Origin of the sequence: Shinella sp. 838 (assembly GCF_029623935.1) — a bacterium.
In the GTDB taxonomy this organism is placed as follows: Bacteria; Pseudomonadota; Alphaproteobacteria; order Rhizobiales; family Rhizobiaceae; genus Shinella.
This window is the reverse complement of the sequence record NZ_JARSBQ010000003.1, coordinates 46810-62396: the sequence shown is the minus strand read 5'-3', so window position 1 is coordinate 62396 and position 15587 is coordinate 46810. Positions and strand designations below refer to the sequence as shown.

The following is a 15587-nucleotide window of genomic DNA, read 5'->3' as shown; positions in this document are numbered from 1 at the left end:
GGCAGATAAAATCCTTAGCCGGCTATAATGGGCGTTGTACGGGCCGCCAGCCAGTCGGCGACCTCCGGCTCCAGCAAGCCATCCATCGCCGCGGCGACCTCGGCGTGGTAGACATCGAGCCAATGGCGCTCGGCCTCCGTCAGGCTGCCGAGATCGGCAAGGCGCAGATCGATCGGCACCAGCGTCAGCGTCCGGAAACGCAGGAAACCGTCCGTATCGGCGACGACTTCCACCTGGTTTTCGATGCGGATGCCGTATTCGCCGGCCTTGTAGTATCCGGGTTCGATCGTCGTCACCATGCCGGGGGCGAGCACGATCTCGTTGATGCGGCGGTCGAAGCGCTGCGGCTGCTCGTGAACCGAAAGGAAATGGCCGACACCGTGGCCGGTCCCATGGTCGTAGTCGAGACCGAGATCCCAGAGCGGGCGCCGGGCAAAAGCATCGACCTGATGACCGCAGGTGCCGACGGGGAATTTCAATGACATCATCGAGATGAAACCCTTCAGCACGGCGGTGTAGCTGCGCCGGACATCCTCGCCGACTGGCGCGAATGCGGTGGTGCGCGTGGCGTCTGTCGTGCCGGAAAGATACTGGCCGCCGGAATCGAGCAGATAGACACCCTTGGCGGAGATCGGCGCGTTGCTCGCGGCGCTCGCCGCATAGTGGCACATGGCGGCATGGCCGGCGGCCGCCGAGATGGAGCGGAAGCTCGGCTCGACGAAGATCTCGGACATCTGCCGGAAGGCGAGGATGCGCTCTTCCGCCTCCAGCTCGGTTATCGGCCGGCCGCCCGCTTCACGTTCGGCTGCGTGCCGTTCCAGCCAGGCGAAGAAGCGGATCCAGGCCGCGCCGTCGAGGCGGTGGCAGTCGCGGAAGCCGGCAAGCTCGACCGGGTTCTTGACCATCTTGGCAAGCGTGACGGGGCTGCGGGCAAGCCGCACCGTGCCGCCTGCCGACCGCACCGCATGGGCGACGGCCGATGGCGCGAAGGCCGGATCGAGCAGCAGGGTGCGGCCGGGCGCAGCGGCGCGAGCGCGCTCGAGCAACGTTTCCGGCGCAGCCATGGTCACGCCATCGAGCTCGAAATCGGCAAGATCGTTCGGCAGCTTGCGGTGATCGACCAGCCATTCGGCCGTGCCCGCCCGATCGAAGATCAGGAAGGACTGCGGCATGGGATTGAAGGCGACATCGCTGCCGCGCACGTTGAGGAACCAGGCAATGTTGTCCGGCTGGGTTTCGACGAGGAAGTCCGCGCCCTCCTTCGCCAGCATGGCGGCGATGCGCCCCTTCTTCTCAGCCACCGCCTCACCGGCATGGGAAAGCGGAAAGGCCATGATCTTGCCGAGCGGGCGTTCCGGCTGGTCGGCCCAGATCGCATCGACGAGATCGCCCGAGACCGGCACCCAGTGGCCGCCCGCGGCCTCGACGGAGATACGGCAATCCGCATCCCAGGTGGAGGGCAACAGCATGGCGTTGAAACCGACGCGCTCGCCGGAGCGCAGGTTCTTCGCCAGCCAGTCCTTCAACGGCGCATCGTAAAAATGCTCGATGGAGAACAGGCCCTGGTCGATCTCCTCGCGCACCTGCACCTGATAGCGGCCATCGACGAAGATCGCCGCGCGGTCGCGCATGACGATGGCAACGCCCGCCGAGCCGGAAAAGCCGGTGACATGGGCAAGGCGATTGTCATGGGCGGCGCAATATTCGCCCTGGTGCTCGTCGAAGCGCGGAACGACATAGCCGTCGAGCCCTTCCTCCGCGAGTCTTGCGCGAAGGGCGGCGACGGGGCCGGCGGTCTGCGGCCGGGTTTTCGGGGTCATGGCAGTGTCCTTGGATTGCAACGGAGAGGGATTTCAGGTGCCCGGCAGCGCGTCCGCGAAGTGGCAGGCCGCAAGGCCCGCACCGGCCGGCCGGAGCGCCGGCTTCTCACGCCGGCAGATCTCGCCGGCATGCGGGCAGCGCAGATGGAAGGGGCAGCCCGGCGGCACATTGAGCGGCGATGGCAATTCGCCGGCGATGGCAGGCTTGCGCCGGCGTTTTCCGGGATCGAGCGAGGGGGCGGCGGCAAGCAGCGCGCGGGAATAGGGATGCACGGGATTGGCGAAGAGCGGACCGGACGGGCCGATCTCGACGATGGCGCCGAGATAGATGACGGCGACGCGGTGCGAGACGTGGCGGACGAGCCGGAGGTCGTGCGCGACGAAGAGCACCGTCAGGCCGAGCGTATCCTGCAGCTCCATCAGAAGGTTGACGACCTGCGCCTGGACGGAGACGTCGAGCGCGGAGACCAGCTCGTCGGCGACGAGGCAGGCGGGCTCCAGCGAAAGCGCGCGGGCAATGCCGATGCGCTGGCGCTGGCCGCCGGAAAACTCGTGCGGGTACTTGTCCGTCGCCCCCTCGGGCAGGCGCACGAGATCCAGCAGCTCCTCGACACGCCGGCCGACCGCCGCGCCGCTGCGCATGCCGTGTACGGTGATCGCCTCCTCCAGCGTGTCGCGCACCGTCATGCGGGGATTGAGCGAGGTATAGGGGTCCTGGAACATCATCTGGACACGGCGGTTGTAGGCGCGCCGCTTTGCGCCCCGGAGGCCGACGACGCTTTCGCCCTCGAAGAGGATGTCGCCCGAGGTCGGCCGGTTGAGGCCGGCGATGCAGCGGGCGAGCGTGGACTTGCCGCACCCCGATTCGCCGACGATGCCGAGCGTCTCGCCGGGCATGACATCGAGTTCGACGCCGTTCAGCGCCGAGACGACCTTTCGCGGCCGGCGCGCGACGGTATCGGCGAGCGAGCGGGGTTTTGCGAATGTCATCGACAGATCGCGGATGGAGAGAAGTGGGGCAAGGCTCATTGGGCTGCCTCCCGTGCCGAGAAAAAGGCCGCGGCTTCGGGGAGCCGGTGGCAGGCGACGAGCCTCCCACCCGAAAGCACGGCAAGCGGGGGCCGGACATTCCGGCAATCAGGCCCGGCGACCGGGCAACGCGCCGTGAAGGCACAGCCCGCCGGCATGGCGGAGAGCGCAGGCGGCGCGCCGGGAATGGAATAGAGCGGCGTGCGCGGCGGCACGTCGCGCGGGATGGAGCGCAGGAGGCCGAGCGTATAGGGGTGTCGGGCATGCCCGATCACCGCCGCCGTCTCGCCGGTCTCGCAAAGCCGTCCGCCATACATGACCGCGACGCGGTCGCAGGTCTCCGCCACCACCGCCATGTCATGGGTAACGAGGATCATCGCCATGCCGAGTTCCTCGGCGAGCGATTGGATGAGGCGAAGGATCTGGTCCTGGATCGTCACGTCGAGCGCCGTCGTCGGCTCGTCGGCAAGAAGCAGGCGCGGATTGGAGGCGAGCGCAATGGCGATCATCACCCGCTGGCGCATGCCGCCGGAAAATTCGTGCGGATAGTCGCCGAGCCGGCTGCGCGAGGCAGGAATACCGACCATGTCGAGCAATTCGACGGCGCGGGCCTTGCGGGCGCGGGCGTCGAGATCCGTATGGGCGACGAGGTTTTCCTCGATCTGCAGGCCGACCGTCAAAAGCGGGTTGAGCGAGGACATCGGCTCCTGGAAGATCATGGCGATCTCTCGTCCGCGCACGGCCCGCAGGCGCGTCTCGTCCAGTGCGGCAAGATCGCGGCCCTTCCAGAGGATTTCCCCGAAGACCCGGCCGCGGGGCTGCACGATGCCGAGGATCGAGCGCAGCGTGATGCTCTTGCCCGAGCCGGATTCGCCGACGAGGCCGAGGATCTCGCCTTCGCGGACCTCGAAGGAAACTCCATCGACGGCGACGAGGGGATGCGCGACGGGACCGAATTCGGTGCGCAGGTTCCGCACCGCAAGAACGACCGGTTTTTCCATGTCAGCGTCCCTTCGGGCGAAGCAGGTCCGCCAGTGCATCGCCGAGCAGGCTGAAACCGAGGCCGGTGACGACGATGGCGATGCCGGGCATGAGGCTCATCCACCAGGCGGTCATCAGGAAGTTGCGGCCCTCCGCGATCAGCACGCCCCATTCGGCGGCGGGTGGCTGGGCGCCGAGGCCGAGATAGCCGAGCGAAGAGCCGAGCAGGATGGCGAGCGCCATGTCGGTCATCCAGTAGACGATGACGGGGGAGATGGCGTTGGGCAAAAGATGGCGGAAGATGATGCGGGTATCGGAATAGCCGAGAACGCGGCCGGCGGCGGCATAGTCGTTCGCCTTCTGCGCCATGATTTCCGCCCGCGTCAGCCGGGCATAATAGACCCAGTTCACGGCGGTGATTGCCACATACATGTTGACGAGGCCGGGGCCGAGCACGGCGACGATGGCGATGACCAGAACGAGAAAGGGAAAGGTGATGATGGCATCGACACAGCGGCCGAAGATCATGTCCGCGACACCGCCGTAATAGCCGACGAAGGCGCCGACGGTGACCCCGATGAGAAGTGCGAAAATGGTGGCGAAGAAAGCCATCTGCATGTCGACCGAATAGGCCCAGATGACGCGCGAGAGCATGTCGCGGCCGAAATTATCGGTGCCGAAGGGATGGGCAAGGCTCGGCCCCTGCTGGATCGCGTTGAGATCGAAGGCCAGCGGGTCGTAGGGCGCAAGCACCCCGGGGAAGAGGGCGAGCGCCAGCGACAGGACGAGGATGGCAAAGCCGGTAACGAAGGCGGGCTTGGCGAAGGCGCGGGCAAGGAAGGCCTTGAGCCGCGAGGGTCTTGCCGCAGAATGGGTGACGGTGCTCATGACTGGCGAAGCCTCGGATCGAGCCAGGACTGCATGACATCCGTCAGGAGGAAGACGACGGAGACGAGCACGGCGAAGGTGAGCGTCAGCCCCTGGATCAGCGGATAATCGCGCGCAAAGATCGCCTCCAGCATCAGCCGGCCGACGCCCGGTACGGCAAAGACCGTCTCGGTCACCAGCGTGCCGCTCATCAGGTTGCCGATGGAAAGGCCGAGCAGGGTCACGGTGGAAACCATGGCGTTGCGCAGCACATGGCGCGTCATGATGATGCGCGGGGAAAGACCCTTTGCGCGGGCGAACTGGACGTAGTCGGCATCCAGCACCTCGATCAGCGAGGCGCGCAGGTTTCGAAGGATGACCGCCGACGTGTAGAGCGCGACGGAAAGCGCCGGCAGGATGAGGTGGTAGAGATTGTCGAGGAAGCTCGTGCCGTAGCCGCCGACCGGAAAGAGGCGGAGCTTTGCGGCGAGCACCGTCAGCAGGAGGAGGCCGATATAGAAGACCGGCATCGACAGGCCCACCTGGAAGATGCTGCGGATCGCGATATCGGTCGCACCGTTGGCACGGGCGGCGGCAAGGAAGGCGAGCGGCCCGGCAAGACAGATGGCGAGCACGATGGAATAGAGCGCCAGGAAGATCGTCGTCGGCAGGCGGGCGAGGATGACCTCGGTGACCGGCGCCTTCAGCATGATCGAACGGCCGAGATCGCCCGTCAGCGTGTTCTTGACGAACACGCCGAACTGCACCGGCAACGGCTGGTCGAGACCGAGATTGCGGCGGATCTGCTCGATCTGCGCGTCGGTCGCCTTGGCCTCGGCCATGGCGATGGCCGGATCGCCCGGCAGGAGGCGCACGAGAAGGAAGATGAAGATCATCACCAGGAGGAAGGTGGGGATGATCTGCACCAACCGCGCCAGAAGATAGGAAAGCGAAGGCATGGATGGAACCTCAATGCCACCTGCCGCAGGCAACAGGGCATACGGCAGGCAACGTTCGAGCTGGTGTCGTCGGGTCTGGCACTACTTGGCGCGCCAGGCCTCGGAGAAGTCGTTCGCACCGAGCGGGGTCTGCACATACCCCTCGATGGAGCGCGAGACGGCAACGGCGAAGGGCGTCTCGAAGAGGAAGAGCAGTGGCGCCTCCTGCGCATAAATCTCCTGCATGCGCTTGTATTCGCCCTTGCGCTTTTCCGGATCGATCTCGGAGTTCGATGCCTCGAAGAGCGTGTTGAATTCCGCATTGTTCCAGCCGGTGCCGACGGCCTGGCGCTGCTTGTAGTAGCCGAGCCAGCCGGTGACCTGCGCCGGGTCGTTCACGTCGTTGGCCCAGCCGTAGGTGTGGATGTCGAAGGCGCCGGAGCGGTTCTTCTCGCCGCGCGTCGGGTTGTCGACCTGCTCGACGGTGAGATTGACGCCGAGCGGCGCCCACATCTGCTGGAGCGCGGTGAAGAGCGTGGCGTCGTCGGCGCTGCCGGCAAGCGTCGTCAGCTTCACCTCGAAGCCGCCGGAAAGGCCGGCTTCGCCGAGCAGGGCCTTGGCCTTCTCCGGATCATAGGGGTAGAGCGGCGCGGGGCCGTGGTGCAGCTGGGTCGCGGCCGACATCAGCGAGGTCATCGGCTTGCCGGTGTCGAAGGTGACGAGCTTGATCAGCACGTCCTTGTTCGTCGCATAGTTCAGCGCCTGGCGCACCTTCACGTCGGCCAGCGGGTTCTTCGCCCCGTCGGCGCGCGTCTCGCGCGTGTTGATCGGCGCATAGACGATGCGCGTCGAGGGGAACAGCTCCATCTTGAGGTTCGGATCGGCGCCGAGCTCCCCGACGCGGGCGAAGGGGATGAACTCGGCCGCATCGACCTCGCCGGCCTGCAGCTTCAGGATACGCGTCGCGTCGTCGGGAATGACGGCGAAGGTGACCTCGTCGAGATAGGGCAGCGGCTTGCCGTCCTCGCCGGGGCGCCAATAGTTCGGGTTGCGGGCAAAGCTCATGCTGGCGCCCTGCACGCGGCTCTTCAGCATGAAGGGGCCTGACGTGACGGGGCCGCCCGCGAAGAAGGCCTGCGCCTTCTCCTGGTCCGTCGCGCCCGCCGCCTTCTCGAAGGCCGCTTTCGGCATGATGCCGGTGTTGAAGGTCGCAAGGATCGAGAGAATGGTCGGATCGGGCTGCTTCAGCGCGAGCGTGACGGTGTCGCCTTCGGCCGTCACGTTTTCAACCGAACCGAGCAAGCCGGCCCAAGGGCCGAGATCGGGATTGCGCGCCCGGTCGAGCGAGAAGATGACATCCTCTCCGGTGATCGGCGAGCCATCGGAGAACTTGAGGCCGGACCGCAGGGTCAGCGTGATCGCCTTTCCATCGGCGGAAACCGCATGGCTTTCGGCAAGACCGGGCGCGATGGAGCCGTCAGGACCGTTGCGCAGCAGCGTTTCGTAGAAGGCGTTGATCATCCACAGATCGGGATTCCGGTCGGCATAGACGGGGTCGATGATCGCCGAATCGTCATAACGGGCAAAGGCCATCGACCCGCCGCGCTCGATGGCGAGCGCCGAAGTCGCGGCGGCAAGGCCAAGGGCCGCGCCCAGGAAAAGTGGCAGCAAAGGCTTCATGTCATTCCTCCTCGATGGTCCGGCAAGGCCGGCACCTGCCTTTTTGGATATTGGATCCAATTTTTCCGGACAGGGCTTGCCCTTTCCGGCATGAAAACGCAGACGTTCGTGTTGATCCCCCTTAAAAACCGGCGGCAGGCACGATAGGCTCGCGAGCTTGCGCAACCGACTTTAGTCAAACTAAAGTCCATCACGCGATGCAAGTCAAGCGGAAAGCCACGATGACCCTCGACGACGACAAGATGCCCGCCAGCGACGCCGGAGGAACCGGCAGCGACATGCCCGCGCCCGCCGCCCTCGGCCGGATGCTGCGCCAGCGCCGCAAGGCGATCGGCAAGACGATGAAGCAGGTGGCGCTTGAGGCTGGCCTCACGGAGGGCTTCATCAGCCAGATCGAACGCGGGCTTTCCACGCCCTCGCTGATCTCGCTCTACAACGTTGCCAACGCGCTCGGCACCAGCGTCGATACCTTCCTGTCGCAGCCGCCGCGGCATGAGCACTCGATGGTCTCCCATGCCGGCGAGCGGCCCGGCTACAATGTGGCGACGAAGGACCGGGTCTATGAACTGCTCGAACGCGGCTTTCCCGGCGCCATGCTGAACGGCTGCATCACCCAGATTCCGGAAGGCTATGTCTCCGAGCTGACGAACCATGAGGGCGAGGACTTCATCTACCTGATCGAGGGTGAAATCCTCTACGAGGTGGACGGCAAGGACTATCACCTGAAGGCCGGCGACACGCTGCACTTCCCCTCGAAACTGCCGCACCGGGCCCGCAACATCGGCAAGGGCCCGGCGCGTGAGCTCTGGGTCGGCACGACCCGGATCATCACCGAAGACTGACCGCGTTACTGCTTGCGCGGCCAGGTGTCGGCAAGGCGGTAACCCGCTGGCCACGGGTCATCCGGATCGAGCATGACCTGGCTGGTGCCGGTGACCCAGGCGCGGCCGGAGATTTCCGGCACGATGGCCGGACGGCCACCGACCGTGGTTTCGCCGACGATACGGCAATCGAAGCGCGAATCGAGGATCGAATAGCCGGAAAAGCTCTGGCCGACCTTGATCTGGCCGCGGGCATGCAGCACGGCCATGCGGGCCGAGCAGCCGGTGCCGGTCGGCGAGCGGTCGAGCTTGGCCGGTTGGATGACGACCGTGTTGCGGCCATGCAGCGCCCCATCGCGCTCGTCCACCGGCAGCGTCAGCTGGCAGAAGGAGATGTGGCTCCATTCCGGGTTTTCGGGATGGGTGAAGCCGAGCTGCTCGTTGGCCGCCTTGGTGATGCGGATACCGGTCTCAGCCAGCTCGCGCGCCTCGTCCGGTGTCACGGCGAAACCGAGCGCGCGCGCATCGGTGAGGACGAAGCTGTCGCCGCCATAGGCAGTATCGACGGTGAGCGTGCCGAGGCCCTCCACTTCCAGCTTCGCATCCAGCTTGTCGGCGAAGGAGGGGACGTTGGTGACGGTGATGCGCTCGGCCTTGCCGTTGCGGCACGCGGCGACGACATTCACCAGCCCGCCCGGCGCTTCCAGCACCATGTGGGTTTCAGGTTCAACCATCGGCACGATGCCGCTGTCGAGCAGCACGGTGGAGACGCAGATCGAATTGGAGCCGGACATCGGCGGTGTGTCCTCCGGCTCCATGATGATGAAGCCCATCGTGGCGCGCGGATCCTTCGGTGGCACGAGCAGGTTGATGTGGCGGAACACGCCGCCGCGCGGCTCGTTCAGCACGAAATTGCGCAGGGCCTTGTCCTCGGCGATGAACTTGCGCTGCTCCCACAGCGTCTTGCCAGGCGGCGGGGCGACGCCCCCGACGATGACGTCGCCCACCTCGCCCTCGGCGTGGCAGGAAACGATGTGGATGACCTTGCTGCTGCGCATGGCTCTTTCTCCGATTTCAGGCTGTTTCGGCGCGGTCGGCCTTGCCTTGCCGACGCGGTTCCGCTTTCATAGAAAAATTGGATCCAATATACAATCGTGTTTTTCATGGGGCTGCTCCAGCAGGGCTCTGTTGCCCCGCCTCTGGTTTCGACCTATGACCGATCGCTTCATTCCACCGGGGTTCGACGTGATGAAATTTGCTGCCGTCGATGTCAGGCAGGCCGCTTCGGCGGCGGACATCGTCTACGAGGCCCTGCGCAAGGCGATCATCGAGGGCGACCTTGCCGAGGGCGAGAACCTTCGGCAGGACCAGATCGCGCAGATGTTCAACATCAGCCGCATCCCGGTGCGCGAGGCCCTGTCACGGCTGGAGCAGCACGGCCTCATCACGACCCAGCGCTACAAGGGCGCCGTCGTGGCCGGCCTTTCGGTCGAGGAGATCGAGGAGATCTTCGAGTTCCGCGCACTGATCGAGGCGGAGGTCATCCGCCTCGCCGTGCCCAACCTCGACCGGGAGACGCTGGAAAAGGCACGGCGTTACTGCAACGAATTCGATCGGGAGACCGATCCGCACCGCTGGGGCGAGGTCAACCGCAACTTCCACTACAGTCTCTATGAGGCTTCGCGCCGGCCGTATTATCTGCAGAACGTGCGCTCCTCGCTCGACCGCATCGACCGGTATCTGCGTGCCCAGCTGACCTTCACCAACGGGGTGCCGCGTGCCGGGCGCGAGCACGAGGCGATCCTTGCCGCCTGCGAACAGGGTGATGCGGATCTCGCCTCGCGGCTAACCCGCGCCCACATCCTCGATGCCGGCCGATCTCTGATGACGTTCTTGCGGGAGCAGCGAGGCTGAGCATGGCGCCTCAAGGCCCGAACACAGGTTCGGCCGCCGCGCCGGCTCTGCTGAAGGGATGATCTATCTCGCGAAAGAGCCTGCCGGGTCGAAGCGCCCCACCCAACAACCCGGTTTTCGTCAAAACTCTTCCCAGTCCCCGTCATTCCCTTTGTCCTGCCGCACGCCAAGGGCGCCTGCCAGCTTTTCGCTGAGCGCGAGGGCCGGAGAGGTGACGGGGCGGGATACGCTGTTGGCGGGCTTGACGTTCCATTGGCCGGGCGACTTGCGGGCGAGTTTCGGGGCTGTGGTGGACGCCATCGTCGGCAAAACCGGGGGCGATGCCGGCGTGGACGACGGCACGACATGCAGATGCGGGGCATGCACGGTGCGGCCGGCGGCGGCGCTGCCGCCGACATTGAAACGACCGATCAGCGCGTTGAGCGCCTGCACCTCGGAGGCGAGGCCATGGCTTGCGGCGGTCGTCTCCTCCACCATGGCGGCGTTCTTCTGCGTGCCCTGGTCCATTGCATTGACGGCGGTATTGATCTCCTGAAGGCCGGACGACTGTTCACGCGCCGCCTCGACGATCGCCTGGACGTGGCCGTTGATCTCCTGCACCTCGGTGACGATCGCCTGCAGTGCGCGGCCCGTATCGCCGACGAGGGAGACGCCGGAGCGCACCTGCTCGCCCGAAGTCGTGATCAGTGCCTTGATCTCCTTGGCGGCCTTGGCCGAGCGCTGGGCGAGTTCACGCACTTCCTGCGCGACGACGGCAAAGCCCTTGCCCGCCTCGCCTGCCCGGGCCGCTTCCACACCCGCATTGAGAGCAAGGAGATTGGTCTGGAAGGCGATCTCGTCGATGACACCGATGATGCTGGTGATCTCGCTGGAGGACTTTTCGATCTCCTGCATGGCCGAAACGGCGCGGCGCACAATGTCGCCGGATTTTTCAGCGCCCGTGCGGGTGCGTGCGACGAGCTGGCCCGCCTCCTCCGCCCGCCGGGTGGAATCCTTCACGGTGGTGGTGATCTCTTCGAGCGCGGCGGCGGTTTCCTCGACGGAGGCAGCCTGCTGCTCGGTGCGGCGCGACAGATCGTCAGCGGCGACGCGGATCTGGCTGGCGCCGGCGTCGATCGCGCGGGCATTCTCGCCGACCTCGCGCAGCGCATCGCTGAGGCGCGAGACGGAGGCGTTGAAATCCTCGCGCAGCCGGTCGAGATCGCCGTCGAAGGGTTTTTCGATACGGCAGGTCATGTCGCCGCCCGCAAGCCTGCCGAGCGCTTCGGCAAGGCTGGCGACGGCCTCCTGCACACGGCCGCTGTCGCGGGTGCGCTCTGCTTCGCGCGCCTGGCGCTCGCCCTCGGCGCGGCGACGATCGTCGTCGCCCTGACGTTCGAGGCGCTGGCGCTCGGCCGCATTGTCGCGGAAGACGGCGACGGTGCCGGCCATCTCGCCGATCTCGTCCCTGCGGTCGGCATGCGGGATGGTGACGGCGGCGTCACCGGCCGCCAGCTTCTTCATTGCGCCGGCAAGACCGTTGAGCGGTCTGACGACGCGGCGGTTGACGAGGACGATCGCGGCAAGCGCAAGACCCATGGAGATGATAAGCGAAGCCCAGGTGAGCGCAAAGGCCGAGCCTTCCTCGCCGCGCGCCGAAAGGATCGTCTCGTCCGTCACCTTCTGGGTGCTGGCGACGAGGCCGTTCAACGAAGCGCTGATCGCATCGGCGCTCGCCTGCATCGGCCCCTTGTAGACTTCCAGCGCCGGACCCTTGGCGGCAATGGCCGAGAACTGGATGAGCTTTGCCGCATCGTCGAGATAGGTTTTCAAGGTCGCCTTGATGCCGTCGATTTCCGCGACGGCGGCCGCATCGCCGCTGTTGGCCGCGCCATAACTATCCACCATGCCGGCAAAGGCATCGGCGCGCTCCTTGATGCGCGCCTCGATACGGCCGATCTCGTCGGGATCCATCGAGAGCAAGTGTTCGGAATAGGTCGCGTTGAGCTCGGAGAAGGCGTGGCTGAGCTGGAGGATGCGGCTCATCTCGGGCATGCGCTCGGCGCCGATACGCTCGATATGGCCGGTCATCGCCGAAAGGGAGCGGAAAGCGACGACGCCTTGCAGGGCGCCCAGCACGACCATGAGGACGAAGAGCGCGGGCAGGAGCCTGCTGATCCGGACATTACGCATGACAGTTCCCTGATAGTCTTCGGCGGCACGGCTTCGTGCGGGTGCGCAAAAGTTTAGGAGCGGTCGTTTAACGCAGGCTTAATGGACGGACCCGACCTCCTGCCTTGCCGGCTGCTTTTCCACACCCTACATGCGGGGCGAACAGGAGTTTTCGATGATCCTCGACGCCGCCCGCCTTTCGCTTGCCAATCTCTCCGCTCCCGAGACGCGGGGCGTCTTCTGGAAAGTCATCGGGCTCACCCTGCTCGCGCTCATCGTCCTGTGGTTCGGCCTCAGGGAAACCTTCATCGCCTTTGCCTGGCCCTTTCTGCAGGGCATGATGATGCCCGACCTGCCGGAATGGGCGGGCTGGCTCACCTTCGTCTTCGGCATCCTCGCCAGCATCGGCCTGGCGCTTGGCCTTGCTCTTCTGCTTGCGCCGGTGACGGCGATCATCGCCGGCTTCTTCCTCGACGACGTCGCCGAGGTGATCGAGAAACGCGACTATCCCGGACAGCCGCCCGGGCAGGCACTGCCGCTCGGCCAGGCGATTGCCGGCTCGATCAAGTTCCTCGGCATCGTCATCCTCGGCAACCTTTTCGCGCTTTTCCTGCTGTTCATCCCGGGCATCAACCTCATCGCCTTCTTCCTGGTCAACGGCTACCTGCTCGGCCGGGAGTTCTTCGAATTCGCGGCCATGCGCCACCGGACACCGGCAGAGGCGCGCCTGTTCCGGGCCAAGCACGCCTCGACGGTGTTGATCGCCGGCCTCCTGATCGCCGCGTTCCTGGCGATCCCGTTCGTCAATCTCCTGACGCCTCTCTTTGCCGCCGGCCTCATGGTGCACCTCCACAAGGCGCTGAGCGGCAAGGATCCGGGCTTCTCACTGCGGCAGGGCTGACGTCTCGTATAGCGCGACATAATCGCCCTTCGGCGGGATCGGCTTGATCACGTCGATGAGCATGCCGTTGGGATCGGCAGTGATGAAGTGGCGCTGGCCGAAATCCTCATCGCGAATATCGAGCAGGATGGGCAGCCCGGCGGCGCGCAGGTCCGCATAGACCGCATCGACATCCTCCACTTCGAAGTTCAGCAGCATGCCGGAAACCCTGCCGCGGCCGATGGCCGGGATCGTCTCATGGCTACCGTCGAGTACCGCAAGCGTAACCTTCTCATCCTCGCGCGACTGGAGATGGACATACCAACCGCTGTCGAAGAGGGCTTCGAAGCGGAAGTGCTTTTCATAGAAGGCGGCCGTGCCGGCGACGTCGTCGGTCATGATCACCGGATAGTAACTGATCGTTTTCATCGGGCTTCTCCTGGTTCCGTTTTTCGTGTCGCGACGGCCAACCGCCTTATGGATTTCGCTGGATTCGCCGTCTAATTAAACATACAATCTGTATGTTTCTTTCAATTAACATACATTCTGTTTGCATGTAAAGGAGAAAAAATGGCGCGTAGCAACAAAGAGCGCACCGAGGCGACGCGCCTGGCGCTGATCGAAGCAGCCCGACGGCTTTTCGTGGAGAAGGGTTATGCGGAGACGGCAACGCCCGACATCGTGGCGGAGGCCGGGGTGACGCGCGGCGCGCTCTACCACCATTTCGAGGACAAGAAGGCCCTGCTCCGCGCGACGCTGGAGCGGGAAGCGGAGGCAGTTGCCGCTCATATCGAAAGGGTCTCGCTACCCTCCGGCTCGCCGCGCAACGCGCTGCTATCAGGCGCGACCGCCTATTTCGACGCCATGGCGGAGCCCGGCCGCACGCGCCTTCTGCTGCTCGAGGCGCCCGCCGTACTCGGCTTCGAAAGCACCGGCGCGATCGACAGGGACAATGCGGAGAGCACATTGAGGGTCGGGCTTTCCGACCTGCTCGGCAAGGATGTGGATGCAGCAAGGCTTCAGGCCCTGACCGACCTCATCTCCGCCGCCTTCGACCGGGCGGCGATCGCCATCGAGACGGGTGCCGACCGAAGAACCTATGAGGCGGCGATCGCCAGCCTGCTGGATGGGCTCAGGGCGTAGGACCGAAGAGCTGCGGCGGCAGCTCCACGAGGGGCGCCGGCACGTCGCAGGTCTTTTCCGGCGAGCGACAGAGATCTGCAATCACGCAGTGCTCGCATTCCGGCTTGCGCGCCTTGCAACAGTATCGCCCGTGCAGGATCAGCCAGTGATGCGCGTGGTAGAGATACTCGTCCGGAATGAGGCGGATCAGCTTGTCCTCCACCTCGTCGGGTGTTTTTCCCGGTGCCAGCCGAAGGCGATTGGCGATGCGGAAGATATGCGTATCGACCGCCATCGTCGCTTGGCCGAACGCCATGGACAGCACCACATTCGCCGTCTTGCGCCCGACGCCGGGCAACATGATCAGCTCCTCGCGGGTGCGCGGAACCTCGCTGCCAAACCGGTCGACAAGCATCTGGCTGAGGGCGATGACGTTCTTCGCCTTGTTGCGATAGAGCCCGATCGTCTTGATGTAGTCGCGGACCTTTTCCTCGCCGAGCGCCAGCATCTTTTCCGGCGTGTCGGCGACCTTGAAGAGCGCGCGCGTCGCCTTGTTCACGCCTGCATCCGTCGCCTGGGCGGACAGCGCCACGGCAACGACCAGCGTGAAGGGATTGACGTGCTCCAGCTCACCCTTCGGCTCCGGCCGCTGGATGGAGAAGCGTCGAAAGATCTCCTTCAGCTCATCCTGCGAATAGAGGCTCTTCGGCCGGGCCGGCGTCTTGCGCCGCGGCGCCGCTTTCTTCTTGATCGTTCCGTTTTCCATGGTGCTCCCGCAGGACGCATGCCGTCCGGCAAAACCGCTACACAGTTCCGCGCGACTTGCTTATAGTCATGCCCCATGACGCAAGGCAACGCCGACCTCACGATGAACGACCTGCCGGTCTTTTCCGCCGAACTGCACCCCTACCGGTCGCTCGGGCGCAACGGCCACCGCATCTTCTTCATCATCGCCGGCGCACTCAGCATCGCCCACATGGCCGTTTTCATGATCTCCGGCGCCTGGCCGGTTGTCCTGTTCTTCGGCCTCGACTTTCTCGTGCTCTTCGGCGCTTTCTGGCTGAACAACCGGGCGGCGAAGGCCCGCGAAGTGGTCTCGCTCTCGCGCACCAACATCTCGATCCGCAAGATAAGCCCGTCAGGCCGCGAGACCGAACATGCCTTCAATCCGCTCTGGGCGCGCTTCCTCGTCTCGCGCAAGGCGAAGATCGGCATCACCGCGATGCATGTGCGCGGCAACGGCCGCGAGACGGACGTCGGCACCTTCCTGCCGCTCGACGACCGCGAGCGTTTTGCCTCGGCCTTTTCCGGCGCGCTCGCCCGCGTCAAGCGCGGCTACTAACCATAACGTTCCAACCGGTTGCAGGCGCAAACCGCCCGCATG

Annotated in this window: 15 protein-coding genes; 5 read left to right on the top strand and 10 right to left on the bottom strand. The window is 65.3% G+C overall.

Translation table 11 applies throughout. The features are described from left to right. Nucleotides 1-14: 14 nt before the first annotated feature. The 6 genes from P9A16_RS11780 to P9A16_RS11755 all read right to left on the bottom strand — a co-directional run bounded on the left by P9A16_RS11780 (nucleotide 15) and on the right by P9A16_RS11755 (nucleotide 7315). Nucleotides 15-1820, bottom strand: coding sequence for an aminopeptidase P family protein (locus tag P9A16_RS11780; RefSeq protein ID WP_023513081.1), 1806 nt, complete (start codon nucleotides 1818-1820; stop codon nucleotides 15-17). 33 nt (nucleotides 1821-1853) lie between these two features. Then, on the bottom strand, nucleotides 1854-2849 hold the full coding sequence (locus tag P9A16_RS11775; protein WP_023513080.1) for an ABC transporter ATP-binding protein: 996 nt from the start codon (nucleotides 2847-2849) through the stop codon (nucleotides 1854-1856). Next, nucleotides 2846-3850: an ABC transporter ATP-binding protein gene (locus tag P9A16_RS11770; RefSeq protein WP_023513079.1), complete on the bottom strand. Its 1005-nt coding sequence runs from the start codon at nucleotides 3848-3850 to the stop codon at nucleotides 2846-2848. Before P9A16_RS11770 ends, P9A16_RS11775 begins: the two co-directional genes overlap by 4 nt. 1 nt (nucleotide 3851) lies before the next feature. Next, nucleotides 3852-4718, bottom strand: coding sequence for an ABC transporter permease (locus P9A16_RS11765; protein ID WP_023513078.1), 867 nt, complete (start codon nucleotides 4716-4718; stop codon nucleotides 3852-3854). Further along, nucleotides 4715-5656 (bottom strand): ABC transporter permease, encoded by a 942-nt coding sequence (locus P9A16_RS11760; protein WP_023513077.1) that lies wholly within the window; start codon nucleotides 5654-5656, stop codon nucleotides 4715-4717. Before P9A16_RS11760 ends, P9A16_RS11765 begins: the two co-directional genes overlap by 4 nt. A gap of 81 nt (nucleotides 5657-5737) precedes the next feature. Further along, nucleotides 5738-7315 carry an ABC transporter substrate-binding protein gene (locus P9A16_RS11755; RefSeq protein ID WP_023513076.1) on the bottom strand — a complete coding sequence of 526 codons (1578 nt, stop codon included), beginning with the start codon at nucleotides 7313-7315 and terminating at the stop codon, nucleotides 5738-5740. Nucleotides 7316-7536: 221 nt separating this feature from the next. On the opposite strand from P9A16_RS11755, the gene P9A16_RS11750 reads away from it, so the two are divergent. Further along, the gene (locus P9A16_RS11750) at nucleotides 7537-8157 is read left to right on the top strand and encodes a cupin domain-containing protein (RefSeq protein WP_023513075.1); all 621 of its coding nucleotides are present in this window, start codon (nucleotides 7537-7539) and stop codon (nucleotides 8155-8157) included. Between the two features lie 5 nt (nucleotides 8158-8162). Here P9A16_RS11750 and P9A16_RS11745 read toward each other — a convergent pair whose 3' ends face one another. Beyond that, nucleotides 8163-9194: a trans-3-hydroxy-L-proline dehydratase gene (locus P9A16_RS11745; protein WP_023513074.1), complete on the bottom strand. Its 1032-nt coding sequence runs from the start codon at nucleotides 9192-9194 to the stop codon at nucleotides 8163-8165. A 154-nt stretch (nucleotides 9195-9348) separates the two neighbouring features. Here P9A16_RS11745 and P9A16_RS11740 point away from each other — a divergent pair, with 154 nt between their 5' ends. Then, nucleotides 9349-10050, top strand: coding sequence for a GntR family transcriptional regulator (locus P9A16_RS11740; RefSeq protein WP_023513073.1), 702 nt, complete (start codon nucleotides 9349-9351; stop codon nucleotides 10048-10050). A gap of 120 nt (nucleotides 10051-10170) precedes the next feature. Here the strand turns inward: P9A16_RS11740 and P9A16_RS11735 are convergent, their stop codons facing one another. Further along, a complete protein-coding gene (locus P9A16_RS11735) occupies nucleotides 10171-12222 on the bottom strand; it encodes a HAMP domain-containing methyl-accepting chemotaxis protein (protein ID WP_023513072.1) in 2052 nt (683 codons plus the stop codon). A gap of 154 nt (nucleotides 12223-12376) precedes the next feature. Here P9A16_RS11735 and P9A16_RS11730 point away from each other — a divergent pair, with 154 nt between their 5' ends. Then, nucleotides 12377-13102 carry a sulfate transporter family protein gene (locus P9A16_RS11730; RefSeq protein WP_023513071.1) on the top strand — a complete coding sequence of 242 codons (726 nt, stop codon included), beginning with the start codon at nucleotides 12377-12379 and terminating at the stop codon, nucleotides 13100-13102. Here P9A16_RS11730 and P9A16_RS11725 read toward each other — a convergent pair. Then, nucleotides 13085-13510, bottom strand: coding sequence for a VOC family protein (locus tag P9A16_RS11725; protein ID WP_023513070.1), 426 nt, complete (start codon nucleotides 13508-13510; stop codon nucleotides 13085-13087). The genes P9A16_RS11730 and P9A16_RS11725 overlap by 18 nt on opposite strands. A gap of 141 nt (nucleotides 13511-13651) precedes the next feature. On the opposite strand from P9A16_RS11725, the gene P9A16_RS11720 reads away from it, so the two are divergent. Continuing rightward, complete coding sequence (locus P9A16_RS11720; protein ID WP_023514169.1) at nucleotides 13652-14224, top strand: TetR/AcrR family transcriptional regulator; 573 nt, start codon at nucleotides 13652-13654, stop codon at nucleotides 14222-14224. Here P9A16_RS11720 and nth read toward each other — a convergent pair. Continuing rightward, nucleotides 14214-14969: an endonuclease III gene (gene nth, locus P9A16_RS11715; protein WP_023514168.1), complete on the bottom strand. Its 756-nt coding sequence runs from the start codon at nucleotides 14967-14969 to the stop codon at nucleotides 14214-14216. The genes P9A16_RS11720 and nth overlap by 11 nt on opposite strands. A 75-nt stretch (nucleotides 14970-15044) precedes the next feature. Between nth and P9A16_RS11710 the strand changes: the two genes are divergently transcribed. Further along, complete coding sequence (locus tag P9A16_RS11710; protein WP_023514167.1) at nucleotides 15045-15545, top strand: DUF2244 domain-containing protein; 501 nt, start codon at nucleotides 15045-15047, stop codon at nucleotides 15543-15545. Nucleotides 15546-15587 lie beyond the last annotated feature (42 nt).

Bases quoted from the DNA above. Each gene is read 5' to 3' on its own strand.
- P9A16_RS11780 (WP_023513081.1), bottom strand. From the start codon at position 1,820: ATGACCCCGAAAACCCGGCCGCAGACCGCCGGCCCCGTCGCCGCCCTT.
- P9A16_RS11775 (WP_023513080.1), bottom strand. From the start codon at position 2,849: ATGAGCCTTGCCCCACTTCTCTCCATCCGCGATCTGTCGATGACATTC.
- P9A16_RS11770 (WP_023513079.1), bottom strand. From the start codon at position 3,850: ATGGAAAAACCGGTCGTTCTTGCGGTGCGGAACCTGCGCACCGAATTC.
- P9A16_RS11765 (WP_023513078.1), bottom strand. From the start codon at position 4,718: ATGAGCACCGTCACCCATTCTGCGGCAAGACCCTCGCGGCTCAAGGCC.
- P9A16_RS11760 (WP_023513077.1), bottom strand. From the start codon at position 5,656: ATGCCTTCGCTTTCCTATCTTCTGGCGCGGTTGGTGCAGATCATCCCC.
- P9A16_RS11755 (WP_023513076.1), bottom strand. From the start codon at position 7,315: ATGAAGCCTTTGCTGCCACTTTTCCTGGGCGCGGCCCTTGGCCTTGCC.
- P9A16_RS11750 (WP_023513075.1), top strand. From the start codon at position 7,537: ATGACCCTCGACGACGACAAGATGCCCGCCAGCGACGCCGGAGGAACC.
- P9A16_RS11745 (WP_023513074.1), bottom strand. From the start codon at position 9,194: ATGCGCAGCAGCAAGGTCATCCACATCGTTTCCTGCCACGCCGAGGGC.
- P9A16_RS11740 (WP_023513073.1), top strand. From the start codon at position 9,349: ATGACCGATCGCTTCATTCCACCGGGGTTCGACGTGATGAAATTTGCT.
- P9A16_RS11735 (WP_023513072.1), bottom strand. From the start codon at position 12,222: ATGCGTAATGTCCGGATCAGCAGGCTCCTGCCCGCGCTCTTCGTCCTC.
- P9A16_RS11730 (WP_023513071.1), top strand. From the start codon at position 12,377: ATGATCCTCGACGCCGCCCGCCTTTCGCTTGCCAATCTCTCCGCTCCC.
- P9A16_RS11725 (WP_023513070.1), bottom strand. From the start codon at position 13,510: ATGAAAACGATCAGTTACTATCCGGTGATCATGACCGACGACGTCGCC.
- P9A16_RS11720 (WP_023514169.1), top strand. From the start codon at position 13,652: ATGGCGCGTAGCAACAAAGAGCGCACCGAGGCGACGCGCCTGGCGCTG.
- nth (WP_023514168.1), bottom strand. From the start codon at position 14,969: ATGGAAAACGGAACGATCAAGAAGAAAGCGGCGCCGCGGCGCAAGACG.
- P9A16_RS11710 (WP_023514167.1), top strand. From the start codon at position 15,045: ATGACGCAAGGCAACGCCGACCTCACGATGAACGACCTGCCGGTCTTT.